Consider the following 14,546-nt stretch of genomic DNA (forward strand, 5'->3'; position numbering starts at 1 on the left):
ATGGATTTAAAATATACAAATTTGAAAAAATGTAGGGCATTTATAATTCTGATTCTTTCTATAACGCTTTTTACTTCAATGATATTTGTTGCCTCGGCAGCTACAACTTATGAGTTTCAGGATCCTGAGGGAAAATATACTTTCAAGCTCACTTTTCCTGATGAAGATATAGTAGGATTCGACCCTGTGTGTCATGTTGAAAGATGGGGTGATTATATCAAATTATCCGTTGATCAGACTGGGGAAAATCAGCAGATCGGAGTTGATACTAAAATTGAAGTTGAAGGAGTAGACGTTAAAGAATGGGAGCTCATCAAACGAAGCTATCCCATAAAAAGATATTATAATTCAAGTGACGAATTCGTGTTGTCCTATAGTTCAGGTTGTGATCAGCTTCAATATTGTGGCGTACACGCGCTTTACGCCGTGAAAGTATCGAGTAAAGCACCCAAAGGTTCTGCAATTCTTCGTTTTACTTTAGTGGCTTCAGAAGATGAAACAGATGACTTCTTTATTGTTCCGGCATATGAAGAGATCGAATGTGGTGAAACAATCGATTTCACTCTGAAAAAAGAAAGGAATGGCATCTATTCAGATGTAGATGACAATGAAGTCAAATGGATTGTTGGACAATCCAGATCACTTAGTGATTTTAGAATGAACGTAATTATAGGAACAATTGATAATGCAGGTATTTTAAAATCCAATGCTGGTGTTTTCACTTCCAAGGAGATCGGTACCTGTACTGTTTTCGCCAGAATGGATGGGGAGATCAAAGCCGAGGCTGAAGTAGTTGTAAAATGTCCTTGTGATAAGGAAGGAGACCTTGAGGAGGTGATCCGTCTCTATCAGCTTCGTATTCCCGAAGGCCCATATCACAGGGACCTTAAGGCAGGAAAAGTATGGTCAAGTTTCATTGGTATAAAACCGGGCACCGCCACAAACCTTTATTCTAACTTCAATGATGAATACGGAGAATTTACCTGTGGAGCATATCAACATAAAGTATTGGTATTTCTGAGTAAAATGCAGTCAAATCCCGGAGAATGCCATCTTTTGAGCGGATATGATTTCGGCCCCATAGAAGGCTCATACAGCGCACACCATGCAACCGTTGTATATCCCAAAGGAACTGACTGGAAGAAGACCGGGATGGTCTTTGATCCATGGCCACAACAGAAACCGGAAGTAATGCCCATCGGCGACTGGGAGAAGATATTCTCACCGATCGCAGGCGACACTTCTCCAGGATCCAGACATAAATATAATACTACCAAAGATCCAAATGATTACCAATATGCTGCATGGACCGTGGCTAGTGATATGGTTCAGGACACAGCTTCATTAGTGGGCTTTGGACAATGTCCGGTGAATATTATGATTACTGACAGTAGTCGCCGTCAGATGGGTGTTGTTGATGATGATGAAATGGTCTTTGATATCCCGGGTGCTTTCATTACAAGAATGGCTGATGAAGAGGGTGGATATTTGTGGTATTTTACTCTCCCAACAACTAATGAATATGATGTGGACATAACAGCATTTGATGACGGCGATTTTGAGTTCTTTGTTATGAATACAAATACAGAACAGCTGCAGCATTATGGTGAGCATCCCATAAAGAAAGGTGAGATTGCCGAAGTTGAACTGAGTTCAGAAGACCCAACAACTTCAATGACATTGCCTGACAGCTCAGAAGTGATTCCGATTCTGGAAAAGCCTGTAATTCCTGAGATATCTGGTAATTCTTCAGTGGTCAAAGATAAAGGACTTCCAGGTTTTGAACTCTGGATGGCAGCCTTTGTGATTTTCTTGATTACGCTAGTAAGAAGGTCATAAGTCTAAATGTAGAAAGTGGTATTTTTCCAGGCCACTTTCTTTTTCTTCCGCAAAATAATTTAATTTGGAAGGTACAACCTTACTCTATGAGTGGGGAGATTTGGTGGTATCGTGCCAGTGCTGAGGAGGTATTTAGTCTGCTTGAGGCCGGGAAGATCTAATATGGATAAAGCATCCCTGAGGCTTTCAAGGGATGGGTACAACGAAGTTGCTACTAGGAAAAAGCACGGTATTTTGTGGTGGACAGCTTGTTCAATAAACCACAAACCACTTTTTTGTTTTTTTTGTAGATTTTGCGGTTATCAGTCTGATAGAATCAGAAAGGATGGATAAGAAGGGCTTCATCAGGACTGATAATTATTCTTTCAGGCTTAGACTCAGTGGAGCTAAGAAGCTTACAGAGGAGTTCCAATCTTGGATGAATAAGAAGGTAACATATCAAGATAAGTCAATGATGTGGAGCTATGTTCTTTTACTGAAAACAAGGGAGTTGGCTCAATTCCTGAATGGTAAAAAGAGGACGATTGATTTTACCCATCCTTCCTACAAGATTGAAAGACAGGATACGGATGAGATCAGGAAGACGATTATTGCTATCAGTTACACTGAATGGAAGAAAATGGGTTTTTCTAAGGGTACATTGCATTATATGAAGTAAAATGCTGAGTACGATAAGCCTTTTACGCTTAATGTCCATGTGAGGGGGAGGTTGGAAACGTGGGGTGGATGTTGATAAAGTGATTTTACTTACAATAAAAATAGATTGAGGGTAAAAACCTCCAATAAATTATTTTTAGTCTTTCCTACGCTGGAAGAAGAATGCAAGTCCGAGTATTGCAATTACTGGAAGTGCAATTGTTGGGAACTCTGGGATTTCTCCACATTCATTGACTCTTACTGTGGCATAACCAACGTCAATGGCTCCAACATCATCGGTAACCCTGAGACTGACCACTTTGTCACCGACACTACCCCATGTCCAGTCGACAGTCTCACCCGAAGCATCATCAAATTCTCCATCGTCATCTATGTCCCATTCCCATGAAACAATTGATCCAATAGGATAATCAGGATCATAGGAACCCGAAGCATCAAGGGTTATGATTGAACCTACGCAGCTTTCATAAGGACCATTGGCATCTGCCACCGGTGGATAGTTTAGTGGAGTTGCTGCTGCATTTCCCGCAAACATTATCAGAATTATCAAGGCTACGTCTATACAATTCATCATATTTTGTTTAATTTTCATTTTCTTACCACCCACCAATTCATATTGAATACAATATGCTAACATGACATTTCGATTTCTGTGCATAAATACGTTTGTTTTACAGTATACTATATTCTTTATGAAACTATGATTCGAATCATTGTTCATTAAAAAGTTAACAGAGCTAATCTGAATGATATAATGTCAAGGGATACAAAACACAGATTATTTCAAAGCAACAGTTAAAATTAATTCAATATCTACCAAATGAATGATACTACTGGTTTAAATTTATCGTTGCGTTTTTTGGTTATTACTATTACCCCCTCCCTAATATGCGGGGATATAGGTAACTATAAAAAACGCAACTCTTAATCTAAATTAAATATGTTTTGTTGAAATGGACAAAACAAAAAATAACCAGTTATTAAAAATTATAACTGTAATAACAAAATTAAGGATTAATGCAAAAAAGGTTAATCAAATTTCGGTTATTGCTGTAGAATATTTTAGGCAATAATCAAAAAGTTCTTTTCCCCATTCTAATGCCTCTTTACCATCACAGAGGATATATCTTGTATCATGTTCACCATTGTTTTTTAACAGCCTCATCATAAAGTAATAGTCGTTACATGCAATGCCCAAAAAACTCATATTTTCAAGATATACAGAAAAATGAAAGAACTCACTTTTAATTAATTTTTTAAATAGTGTGGAGTGCTCAGTTCTAAATTGGTCAAGCACAGATTGAGGTACTATCAAATACACATTTACATTGTTTGATATCATATTTGATATAAATTGAGGAAACAAAGGATGGTAAAATGTCACAATTCCATAATGTGTTTTTGAAATAGGGGATGTTTCCTGAATTTCTTCATTGAGTTTATATATATCTACATAAGGAGGAGTTATAATCTTGCATTTTCTAAGTTCATCTATGCGTTGCAAAAGGTGAGGAGGAATAAAACTAAGATTGCGAGTTCCCCAGTAATCAATATCATTCTCAAAAAGTTCAATAGTATTCAATAAAGGGACCATCTCATCAACAACCAGTTTCCCAATAGTTGTTAGTTCATAGTTATCACCATAGTGAAACACAAGGTAATGCTCTTCTAAGATCTTCATCTGAGGAAGCAGTGCATTTCTTGTTGTGTCCAGAGCCTTGAGGAGAGCTTCCATCTTCAGTTCTCCATTCTGTAATAACAGGAGTACATTTTTCCTTTTTTCAGATGCAAATACTACGTCAAGTAAATGTTTTTTCATTTATTGCAGGTCTCCTCAAAAATAATTTTAATGTATGGTAGGAATAAGACTCTGACATCATTCCAGCGTTAATAAACATAAAGTTGTATTTATAATAATTTATACAAGTATTTTATTATTTATTTAAAGTTTTTTTTGAAAAGTTAGTAGTCTCCTCACTGCCGGAGTATTCAAATTGAGTTTTCCTTCACCTGTAAAACCTTTAGCTCCTTTCTCTAATGATCCTCAGAGTAGTGTTTATGAGTCTTTTATTGATTATGAAACAGGAGTGATCAAACAAGGATCTCATTATTTCAAGCAACTTAGCAGGACAATAATAGAGTATGCTAATCATCTTGAATCTAAGTTTGATGGGGATATTGGAATATTGGAAAGGAAACATGTTCATGCAGAAGGTATCCGCTATATTGGAAAGGAAGCCAACAATATTGATGAAGAGGAATTAGAGCTTCAGAGAGCACAAACCTTCGTTGATGAGGAATCAATCAAACTGCAAATACTGGCTCTGACTCCAAAAGACGCAAGAGAATATGGAATTAAACACAGGAGCACACTCAAGAGGATGAAGGACAGGATTTTGAGTGGTGGTAAATTCAATTTCAGGACAAAGAAGGTGAAGAAGTTGGTAAGTGCATTTTAATTCTTTATTAATATTAAAATAGATGGAGGATTAAAACCTCCAATCAATTATTTATAATCTTTTCTATGCTGGAAGAACAATGCCAGACCAAGAACTGCAACTACTGGGAGAGCAATGGTTGGGAATTCTGGAATTTCGGTATCTTCCACACCGAAATAGTGGCTAGGATCAGTATCAGATACTAGCGTCTCACCATACTCACCCCTCGCAGTACCCACATTTGTGTATAAGCCCAGTGCAGCAGAACCTATCTCAGTAGCATCAAATGTAAAGGACTCGCCTACCGAGAGGTTGCCGACATTATATAGAGGATCACCAATCTTATCGTCAGCAACAACAACATTGGTTAAATCTACATTGCCGGTATTTGTTACTGTATACGTCCAAGTAACATCGCTACCAACAAGAATCTCTGGAGCATCGTCCGAATCATCGGCATCAACCCCGTTGGTAGATTTCTCGATATCAATCGATGGGTTTGCCGGGTCAAATGCTACTGCATTTCCAACAGACATTATCATTAGTAATAATGTAATGGTAAAAATGCTCAATTTGTGTGTATTCATTTCTATTATTTTCATTTTCGTACCCCCAAATCATATGTTCATAGAATATGACTATATTTTAAATTCGGTTTTCAAGGTATTATAACATTTTTAATTTTATTTTAAAAATAATGTTGTCAATAAAAAATAGAAATCACGTAAAAAAAAGGCAATTTTAAAAAAAACCATTAATTATTTGTATAGATTTTTTGAAGATTATTGTATCATCGACTTAAAATAGCGTTGCATTTTTTGGTTATTACTATTATCCCTCCATAATATGCGAAGGGTGCAATCCGAACCATAACTATTCGGTGGTGTACTCATAGTTTATACAATAAATAGAAAAACTGGAGATTATTCTATAATCTCGATGTCGTCTTCCTGTATGTTAACGGTCTTTGAGGATGATGCTGAAGGGTTTTTATGTACACGCTTTATCTTAATGTTATCTGACGTTGGTTTTTTAGTCTCATCTAATAGCTCTTTTAGATATTTTCCGGCTTCCTTGGATAACTTTAGGGCTGAGGTGGTATCTCCCTCTGCTTCTGCATATTTAGTTTGCTGTTCTAAATTACTGATGATTCGCTCTAGAACCTGCGCACGACTGTATTTGGTGTCGTAAGAAGGTGATTTGAATTCATTAACATTATAATGTTTATTTTTGTCAATATCTGTGCTAGATTCATGTTTCTCGAGTAAATCACTGCATGCCTTGAATATAAAAGCCGATTTTGTACGGTATTTATCAGGATGATCTGCTACAAAATGTTCAACCTTTTTTTTTAATTCTGTGCCAATACTTGCGTTGATTGTCCCGCTTGTTGTGCTTGCCATGTTCTTATTGTTATTTTGTAACCCAGAATACTAAAAGCTGATTGACAGTAATTGCCAAAAACTGATAAAAAATATAGCAAAAGGTTCTTATATTTGCCAAATAATAACAAATATTGTCAAACACTGAGGGTGATTTAAATTACCAAAAATAAAGATGATAAACAGTTTGTAACTATCGAAATGCCGGTTGATATGGTGGAGGGGCTCAATGCTCTGAAACCGGTCTATGGAAGCAGAAGCCATGCTGTGCGGGTTTTTGTGGCAAATGGTTTGAAATCAGAAAATGACAAAGAGGTGTCCTGTCATGCCTGATAAGATCGTTGTTTCCGTAGGTGGCAATAGTGCGGCCTTCACTGCAGAAGAGGCTCATGAGCTGATAAACGATTATAAGCGTAGTCCTATTTTGCAGAATGGTATAACACGAGAATGCAAGATAATTCAGAACGCTGTAGGACAATTAGAAATAGCAATAATGGGAGGCATGATTTGAATGAGTTTTGACGAGCCATCAAACCAAGTCTCCAATTTAAAAAACAGTGAGAAGAGCAATAAAAGTAACGGTGCACATGTCGAAAACTTAGCACTTCTAGATCAAGGAGATCTTGACATCATGCTTGCAGAAGTAAATTTAAAAACTGCAAGCCTGAATGCATACTTTTCTATCCTGCGATCTCGCATAGATGCAGTACTTCACAATGAAACGGCGGACCCTTGTTTAATAAACCCCACTCGTACCACAATCCCCATGGGGTCCGCTCTTACATCTCCTCTAATTACCCGTGAAGATATCGAGGATTTCAAAAGAACAGAACTTGCAAAGCTCGGCCTTGATTACGTCCCTCGGGTACTAGCAGAGTTTCAGGAGGGAGAGTAAATGAAACTTACTCCTGACGTACGTGTTCGCTGGGTAATTGCAGACCCAGACAATGAGACTGGTTCTAATATCATCCTAGGATTACATCCTGACCAGATATCCAGCGCCAACATTCGCATAGATGATGACTGTGTACACGTGTCCTGGCTGGAGATTGTTCCTGGGTGGAAAGCAGAATTATATGGCTATTCAAAAGCTGCTGTCCGTTTAGGGATAATAATCCTGTCAATTTTGTACTTTTGGACATTTAGTGCCGTTGTATTTCAATCATTGGGAGTGATCTGAATGATCTCTGATCAACCCTGTTCTGATTGTGCTGAGATCTTCCCTGATCATATTCCTGTAATTACAATGGAAGTACGTATTGTTAGCAAGCTTACAGGCATACCTGCAGAGAAGCTGCAGGAAATCAAGGATGCACCAAAACCAGAAGATGGACCATTCACTTCTGAGATTGTTAACTATCGTGAAGCTTATCATTTTTTGCTTGGTGCTGTTTCCGGATCAGTTCTCACAATAGGGTATGTGTTCTATTTTCCCTTTGGTATGGCCATGCAGATCTACGCAGGATTCATGCTGCTGCTTATATTATTTGCATTGCTGGCAGGATGGAAGGCCACACGTGCCAGGTACATAGAACACTACAGCAAATATCTTGCTCCAGAACCCTCTGAGGGAGGTGATGAGTAATGTGCTGCTGGAAGAGATTCATAGAGATCTATTCACGTGAGAATTTCAAGGATCCAGATAATAGCCAGGATCAAGAAGTAAACGAGGTGGTGTACTGATGTCTGGTTTCGAGCTTACTCAACAAGAGATGATCAACTGGAAAAGGTTCCAGAAGATCACAAAAAGAAAACCTGCAGAACCACTCAAAAATATACCTGTTAAGCGCAGAGAGGAGGCTGTGGATCTGTACCTTGAAAGCAAGTCTCTAGGACATGTGTGCAGCCAGTTGAAGATGGCCAGGGGAACACTGACCAAAATACTAGACCTTTATGAGGTAGTGTACTGATGGCAGCTCCTAATATTCCTATCTGTGCTCGTTGTGGCTTCACTACAAAGAACGCACGTATGACCGACGAGGGTCTGCTTTGCTCTCCTTGTTATTCTTCTTATTGCGAAGAGCGGGCAGAATACCCAACAGATGATGTGTGGTGTTACTGATGTCTGACGTACTAAACCATGCAGACATTGAGCTGGATGTTAAAGAAGACCAATCTTTACAGCAAGCTGCCAAAGCTTGCCACAGGAAGATCCGAAGGGTCAAGCACCGAGGATTTAAGAGTCACATTCGAGCCTGTTCTACCTGTGGTCACTACATCTGCAGATACCAGGATCTCAAACGAAGAGAAGAAATCAAGGGGGTGATGCAATGACAGGACCACTAAAAGGAGCACATCCTGCAACAGGCCTCTGCAGGAAAGTAAAATGCAAACATCTTCTACCTGAAGAGATTGACACCGTAAGAGGTCCTCGTATCAGCTGGTATTGTGGCCTTACCAATAAAATCCCTGGAAACATGGGAGAATGTCCTCTGGATGCTCCAGAGGAAGTCATGAAGGTCCTTGCAGTACGTCAACCATGGGCTTCCCTTATTGCCATGGGAATTAAGGTATTGGATATCCGGTCCACAAACTGCCACTATAGAGGACCAGTGGCAATCTATGCAACCCGGGGAAATGTTCGAAGGAAGGATCGCAAATACTTCGAGGAGGTCTTGGGAAGGAAGATCTCCACACTTCCCCATGGAAAGATTCTGTGTGTGGTGGATATATCCGGAACGATTCCTTTTAACAACCCGGAGAAGTTTGCTGCATATTCAGAGTGTCACTATCTAAGTCCATTCTTTTTTGAGAAGGATATGCATGTATATGGCTGGATCTTCCAGAACGTAAGACATGTGAAGCCAGTTGTGGGTTTCAAGATGCCAAAGGGCTGTATAAACTGGTCGAAGATAAGAGCCAATGTGATTGAGGCATATCTGCCTGTAGTCCAGGAAGTGACAGCATGATAGTCCTGGATATTTTTTATGATTATTTCCAGAAGGATCTCCTATGTTTCCTCTGGAATGCTTTGACTAAGATAGGAGTGTGATTTTCGAGAACTTGAATACGAATACGTACCCATACGTATCCCATAAATCTCCGGACCTCTAACACGTATCGCTATGCTGCGGCGTAGCCTAAGAGGTAACTGAGCCGAGGCTTTGTTGCCTTGGCATGCGTACGTACCCATACGTACGTATGCGGCTCTCGTTTTTTTCCGGGTATTATTCAATTTGAAAATCGACACGAAATGTAGGAGGTGGCATTATATGAAAATTAAAACTACAACTTCTATTGATCCTTATTTAAAATCATCATTTGAATCAACTCAATCACTCCATAACAAAAGCTTCTCGGAAGTTTTGGAAGCAGGAATCCAGCAGGTACTGAAAGATGTATCTCCGCTAGAATATGTACAGCTTACTATTTCCCAGAGGGAGCAGGAATTATCTGAGCTCAGATCAAAGCTTGCTGAGCTTGAGGTCTTGGAACGGCAAAAGAAGGCAAGTAAAAAAGCGGATTCTGAAATAGATAGGGGATTAGATATCTATCTCGAAGATTTCAGAAATAAGAGATTTGCAGACCATGTAGACTCTGCTGTGAAAATGCTTAGAAAAGGTTCTGAGCCAAATTGGAAAAACATGGCTCCACGGTATCAATTCTCAAACGTAAATGATTTTAAAAAATGGTTTTTTGGAAAGATGAATGAAGAAGGTATTGTCATATGATAGCTCCTTTCCATAGGAAAGTAAGAGATGTTATACTAGCAGTATGGCAAGCGTAGCAATTGAAGATTTTTCGGCTCTGTAGAAATCCTCTAAATAATGGGATAAATAATTGTGCACAATTACACCGGATGTACCGTTGATATTAGCCTATCTTATTTAATTATACCAGAAGATGATATTTATATAGTTTTTCTACAGAGTCAAACAAAACTATAAGTTTTAAGTTATTTCTTCAAAGTCCCGCATTCTCCAATTATGAACGTATGCAATTGTTCAGAATAATCTATTAGCAGTTGATTCACTTCTCTCATTGATTCTATCAACTCAGTATATTCTGGAAAGTTTTTCTGAATCATTTGAGGACTTTGGCCTTTCATTCCTTCTGTCTCTAACTCTTCTTCATACCATTTTCGAAATGTTGCCTGATATTTTGTTAGATGAGGTCTTAATCCCATATTTAATATATCAGTTGACATCTGAATCAATTGATCTGAATTTCTTCTGTCTTGAAGACTTTTACCAGATAATTGTTTTAATTCTTCTCTTGTAACTTTAAATAATTGATACCAGGAATCATAGATTTCTTTTATAACATCATGCTCATAATCAATAGGATTGGCTGCTTTTCTTGTAATGAGTTCTGTGTATATTCTATGAGCTATTTCCAGATTTTCATAATTTCGCTGAATTTTGTATTTTACACGTGGACCTTTCAAGCTAAATGATATTTCAGCAAGTTCTGGATTGGATTTAATCTTTTTAAGAATTCCAAAATGCAATATCAGATAGACACCGGCAATAAAAAGTAAAATCCATATGTTCATTTTCATTATGATAAACGAAGAATTATAATGAAAATCAACAAATTGTATTGTTTCATTCATATTAATATTGCCAACAAGTTCCAGTGCGATTGTTTGCGAAATTAGGATATGTGTTAATTGGATCTATTATATTCCTGCGATCAAAAGCTTCATGTATCCATTTTTGAATTATTTTAGGATCTTCGTTCCAATTGTAAATCTTAGCAAACTCGCATTCCTCTTTTAAATTCTCATAAAGTCTGGGAGGTATCGTATATTGGTTATATCTATCTTTAGAGGAACGTGGATATGTTGGAAGTAAAATACCTATTAATCCAGAGCGGGAGCTGTTTTTAGTATCTCTGATACTAGAACTTATTTCCCAATCAACATGCTTTCTCTTCCATGTTTCAGCACCTATCAATACAACAGTAACTGTCGAGTCACTTAGGTAATCATCTCTTATTTTTCGCCTAATTGTGTCCGTTGGCAAATTTGAATCAATATCTCCAATCTGGACAGATTTTATCACAGAAATGTTTGAATCGCTTATTAGTTTTTCAAATTTGTCTCGATAGTCTTGATCATTTGCATGATGATAGCTAACAAATACTTTGTGCACTTTCGTTGGCATTGTAAATCACTCTAACTTATGTTGTTTTATAAATGTACAGTAGAATATATTTATATTGTATGTATTTATACTATTTAAATTTATATTAAGTGCATCGGTAATATTTTGCGTTTATAAACATTTCACTCTTAAGAAGTAAAAATTGACTTTAAAAGCTGGGTGTTATTTTCTACATAACAACTTCAAAAAAAAATGATGTAAACAATTAAGCTGTCATTATTACAAAACATTCAGACACTCTTTGCCCTTCGCCCCCAAAATCTCGGTTCGGCAAGTTTTTTACAAGCATTTTTCAACTTGAAACTATGTAATATTCTTAGTAAAATGAACACATTTATTACTTTTGACTATCATCATCGGATAGTACTATATAAAAGGTTGAAAAAGCATGAACCAAAACGAAAACCACATTTCAGATTATATGTGGAATGTGGGCGAAGAGGAATATACCATTAATATCGTCCCAAACATTCAGAGTTCGTTAACAATACTTTCAATCTGCAACAGTTTTTCTCATTTTCAAGCAACCATCTCAAAGTCAACAATCATTGGTGATCTTACATGGCCCTAAAAAAATCCGAACTTTACTCCTCTCTCTGGTCCGGTTGCGACGAGCTTCGTGGCGGAATGGATGCTAGCCAGTACAAAGACTATGTTCTCGTTCTGCTTTTCATTAAGTACGTCAGTGACAAATACGCTGACATGCCTTTCGCTCCCATTAAGATTCCACAGGGTGCGAGTTTCAAGGACATGGTTGCACTTAAGGGCAAACCGGATATTGGCGATCAGATCAATAAGAAAATTATTGGTCCATTGGTCAATGCCAATAAGCAATTGTCAGATATGCCGGATTTCGACAACGAGTCAAAGTTGGGTAGTGGAAAAGAAAAGGTACAAAGACTCACCAATCTTATCGCCATCTTTGAGAACCCTGCGCTTGACTTCTCAAAGAATCGTGCTGAACATGATGACATTCTTGGTGATGCTTACGAATACCTCATGAGACACTTTGCTACAGAGAGTGGCAAGAGCAAAGGACAGTTCTATACTCCATCTGAGGTCAGTCGCATTATATCGCAGATTATCGGTATCCGCAATGCAGAGACTACAAGTGCCACCTCCGTATATGATCCCACCTGTGGTTCTGGTTCATTGCTCTTGAAGGTTGCAGACGAGGCAAAAACAAAGGTGACTTTGAACGGTCAGGAAAAAGATGCTGCGACTTCAGGTCTTGCTCGCATGAACATGATTCTGCATAACAATGCTGAGGCTCTTATTGCGCAGGGTAATACCTTAGCTGATCCAAAGTTTAAGGAGAGAATAAAGGAGAATAGCGAAACTAAAGAAATTCTCAAGACCTTTGATTATGTTGTGGCTAATCCCCCCTTCAGTGACAAACGATGGAGTACCGGGCTGGCACCTCTCGATGACCCTTATGAGCGTTTCAAGCCCTTTGGAGTTCCACCTGCAAAACAAGGAGATTATGCATATCTTCTGCATATTGTCCGTTCCCTTAAGAGTACAGGCAAAGGTGCATGCATCTTGCCACACGGAGTGCTGTTCCGTGGCAATGCCGAGGCTGACATTCGTCGTGCACTGGTACGCAAAGGTTACATCAAAGGTATCATTGGTCTTCCCGCCAACTTGTTTTATGGGACGGGTATTCCGGCCTGCATTATTGTTATTGACAAGGAAAATGCCCAGGCTCGTAAAGGCATATTCATGATAGATGCCAGTGCGGGTTTCATGAAGGACGGACCTAAGAATCGTCTTCGTGCCCAGGATATACACAAGATAGTTGATATTTTCACAAGGCAGGCTGAGGTTCCTAAATATTCACGGATGGTCAGCTTAGAGGAGATCGAGAAGAACGAGTTCAACCTGAATCTTCCCCGTTATATTGACAGTCAACAGGCTGAGGACCTTCAGGATATCGAAGGGCACCTGCACGGAGGTATTCCTTGCGCTGATATAGATTCACTTAAGCGTTACTGGGATGTCTGTCCGCAGCTTCAGCAGGCTCTGTTCAAAGAAAAACGTCCCGGTTATATGGAGCTTATTGTTGACAAATCAGCAATCAAATCCACGATCTACCAACATCCTGAGTTTGCAGACTTCATTGCCAGCATGAACGAGCATTTTGCCCAGTGGCGTGCGATATCATCTACAAAGCTTCGACAATTGGAGGCTGGATCCCACCCGAAGGAGATCATAGCTGGGCTTTCTGAGAACCTGCTTACTCACTATGATGGTAAGCCGCTCATTAACCAATACGATGTGTATCAACACCTGATGGACTATTGGGTTGAAACGATGCAGGACGACTGCTATTTCATCTCCGCCGATGGCTGGACAGCTGAGACCTACCGCATAATTGAGAAGGACAAGAAAGGTAAAGAGAAGGATAAAGGCTGGACCTGCGACCTTGTGCCTAAGCCGCTTATCGTGACTCGCTACTTCGCTAAAGAGCAGGAAGCTATCGACCAGATCACTGCTGAAATGGAAAGCGTTACCGCCAGCAAGACCGAGCTTGAAGAAGAACACGGAGGCGAAGATGGCGCTTTTTCCGAACTGGACAAAGTGAACAAAGCCAATGTCACTGCTCGCCTGAAAGAGATTAAAGGTGAGAAGGAGGCAAAGGATGAAGTTGCTGTACTCAATGCCTGGCTGAAACTGGCCAACGAAGAAGCTGGCCTTAAGAAGAGTCTCAAGGATGCCGAAACTGCCCTTGATACAAAGACCTATGCTCAATATCCTAAACTCAGCGAGGACGAGATAAAAACGCTGGTGGTGGATGACAAATGGCTTTCAACACTTGATTCAGACATACATGGGGAGATGGACCGTATCAGCCAATCCCTTACTCAGCGTGTGAAAGAGTTGGCAGAACGCTACGAAACTCCAATGCCACAGATGACAGAGCGTGTGGCTGAGCTGGAGTCGAAAGTGAACCAACACCTGGAAAGGATGGGGTTCAAGCTATGAACTCTGAGAATGATTACGGCTTTCAACAACTCGTGGATCTCTGCACACAGATGCATCAGGAGATACAGCAAATTCCGCAGACGATGTCTGCGAAATCTAGGGTGTGTAAAATTAGTCCGCAAACAGTTGACCAATTA

Annotated in this window: 20 protein-coding genes; 14 read left to right on the top strand and 6 right to left on the bottom strand. The window is 39.2% G+C overall.

All coding sequences use genetic code 11. The features are described 5' to 3' along the window. Positions 1–78 precede the first annotated feature (78 nt). On the top strand, positions 79–1,839 hold the full coding sequence (locus V7O67_RS06905; protein WP_406671328.1) for a hypothetical protein: 1,761 nt from the start codon (positions 79–81) through the stop codon (positions 1,837–1,839). Between the two features lie 325 nt (positions 1,840–2,164). Further along, a complete protein-coding gene (locus tag V7O67_RS06910; RefSeq protein WP_342305582.1) occupies positions 2,165–2,497 on the top strand; it encodes a CRISPR-associated protein Cas1 in 333 nt (110 codons plus the stop codon). Between the two features lie 135 nt (positions 2,498–2,632). On the opposite strand, the gene V7O67_RS06915 is transcribed toward V7O67_RS06910, so the two are convergent. After that, positions 2,633–3,088, bottom strand: a complete 456-nt coding sequence (locus tag V7O67_RS06915; RefSeq protein WP_342305581.1) for a PKD domain-containing protein — start codon at positions 3,086–3,088, stop codon at positions 2,633–2,635. A 441-nt stretch (positions 3,089–3,529) separates the two neighbouring features. After that, positions 3,530–4,315 carry a winged helix-turn-helix domain-containing protein gene (locus tag V7O67_RS06920; protein WP_342305580.1) on the bottom strand — a complete coding sequence of 262 codons (786 nt, stop codon included), beginning with the start codon at positions 4,313–4,315 and terminating at the stop codon, positions 3,530–3,532. Between the two features lie 175 nt (positions 4,316–4,490). Here V7O67_RS06920 and V7O67_RS06925 point away from each other — a divergent pair, with 175 nt between their 5' ends. Beyond that, the gene (locus V7O67_RS06925) at positions 4,491–4,955 is read left to right on the top strand and encodes a hypothetical protein (RefSeq protein ID WP_342305579.1); all 465 of its coding nucleotides are present in this window, start codon (positions 4,491–4,493) and stop codon (positions 4,953–4,955) included. A 47-nt stretch (positions 4,956–5,002) separates the two neighbouring features. On the opposite strand, the gene V7O67_RS06930 is transcribed toward V7O67_RS06925, so the two are convergent. Together V7O67_RS06930 and V7O67_RS06935 are read right to left on the bottom strand one after the other, a co-directional pair. Continuing rightward, the gene (locus tag V7O67_RS06930) at positions 5,003–5,536 is read right to left on the bottom strand and encodes a PEF-CTERM sorting domain-containing protein (RefSeq protein ID WP_342305578.1); all 534 of its coding nucleotides are present in this window, start codon (positions 5,534–5,536) and stop codon (positions 5,003–5,005) included. A 321-nt stretch (positions 5,537–5,857) separates the two neighbouring features. After that, positions 5,858–6,337, bottom strand: coding sequence for a hypothetical protein (locus V7O67_RS06935; RefSeq protein ID WP_342305577.1), 480 nt, complete (start codon positions 6,335–6,337; stop codon positions 5,858–5,860). Between the two features lie 180 nt (positions 6,338–6,517). Between V7O67_RS06935 and V7O67_RS06940 the strand changes: the two genes are divergently transcribed. From V7O67_RS06940 to V7O67_RS06985, 10 genes are all read left to right on the top strand, one after another. Further along, positions 6,518–6,649 (top strand): hypothetical protein, encoded by a 132-nt coding sequence (locus V7O67_RS06940; RefSeq protein WP_342305576.1) that lies wholly within the window; start codon positions 6,518–6,520, stop codon positions 6,647–6,649. After that, positions 6,642–6,827, top strand: a complete 186-nt coding sequence (locus tag V7O67_RS06945; protein ID WP_342305575.1) for a hypothetical protein — start codon at positions 6,642–6,644, stop codon at positions 6,825–6,827. The genes V7O67_RS06940 and V7O67_RS06945 overlap by 8 nt, the downstream gene beginning before the upstream one ends. Before the next feature lie 120 nt (positions 6,828–6,947). Continuing rightward, entirely contained in the window at positions 6,948–7,211 is a 264-nt protein-coding gene (locus V7O67_RS06950) for a hypothetical protein (protein WP_342305574.1), read from the top strand. Further along, positions 7,212–7,496, top strand: a complete 285-nt coding sequence (locus tag V7O67_RS06955) for a hypothetical protein (RefSeq protein ID WP_342305573.1) — start codon at positions 7,212–7,214, stop codon at positions 7,494–7,496. Next, positions 7,497–7,901, top strand: a complete 405-nt coding sequence (locus V7O67_RS06960) for a hypothetical protein (RefSeq protein WP_342305572.1) — start codon at positions 7,497–7,499, stop codon at positions 7,899–7,901. Between the two features lie 97 nt (positions 7,902–7,998). Continuing rightward, positions 7,999–8,226, top strand: coding sequence for a hypothetical protein (locus tag V7O67_RS06965; RefSeq protein WP_342304168.1), 228 nt, complete (start codon positions 7,999–8,001; stop codon positions 8,224–8,226). Then, positions 8,226–8,378 carry a hypothetical protein gene (locus V7O67_RS06970; protein WP_342305571.1) on the top strand — a complete coding sequence of 51 codons (153 nt, stop codon included), beginning with the start codon at positions 8,226–8,228 and terminating at the stop codon, positions 8,376–8,378. Before V7O67_RS06965 ends, V7O67_RS06970 begins: the two co-directional genes overlap by 1 nt. A gap of 27 nt (positions 8,379–8,405) precedes the next feature. Beyond that, a complete protein-coding gene (locus tag V7O67_RS06975) occupies positions 8,406–8,582 on the top strand; it encodes a hypothetical protein (protein WP_406671329.1) in 177 nt (58 codons plus the stop codon). A gap of 4 nt (positions 8,583–8,586) precedes the next feature. Beyond that, on the top strand, positions 8,587–9,225 hold the full coding sequence (locus V7O67_RS06980; protein ID WP_342305569.1) for a hypothetical protein: 639 nt from the start codon (positions 8,587–8,589) through the stop codon (positions 9,223–9,225). 303 nt (positions 9,226–9,528) lie between these two features. After that, complete coding sequence (locus tag V7O67_RS06985) at positions 9,529–9,987, top strand: hypothetical protein (RefSeq protein WP_342305568.1); 459 nt, start codon at positions 9,529–9,531, stop codon at positions 9,985–9,987. Between the two features lie 224 nt (positions 9,988–10,211). Here V7O67_RS06985 and V7O67_RS06990 read toward each other — a convergent pair whose 3' ends face one another. Together V7O67_RS06990 and V7O67_RS06995 are read right to left on the bottom strand one after the other, a co-directional pair. Further along, a complete protein-coding gene (locus V7O67_RS06990) occupies positions 10,212–10,817 on the bottom strand; it encodes a hypothetical protein (RefSeq protein WP_406671331.1) in 606 nt (201 codons plus the stop codon). A 55-nt stretch (positions 10,818–10,872) separates the two neighbouring features. Beyond that, positions 10,873–11,424: a TIR domain-containing protein gene (locus V7O67_RS06995; RefSeq protein ID WP_342305566.1), complete on the bottom strand. Its 552-nt coding sequence runs from the start codon at positions 11,422–11,424 to the stop codon at positions 10,873–10,875. 561 nt (positions 11,425–11,985) lie between these two features. Here V7O67_RS06995 and V7O67_RS07000 point away from each other — a divergent pair. Continuing rightward, positions 11,986–14,409, top strand: a complete 2,424-nt coding sequence (locus V7O67_RS07000) for a type I restriction-modification system subunit M (protein ID WP_342305565.1) — start codon at positions 11,986–11,988, stop codon at positions 14,407–14,409. Positions 14,410–14,546 lie beyond the last annotated feature (137 nt).

The organism is Methanolobus sp. ZRKC4, assembly GCF_045291305.1.
Lineage (GTDB): Archaea > Halobacteriota > Methanosarcinia > Methanosarcinales > Methanosarcinaceae > Methanolobus.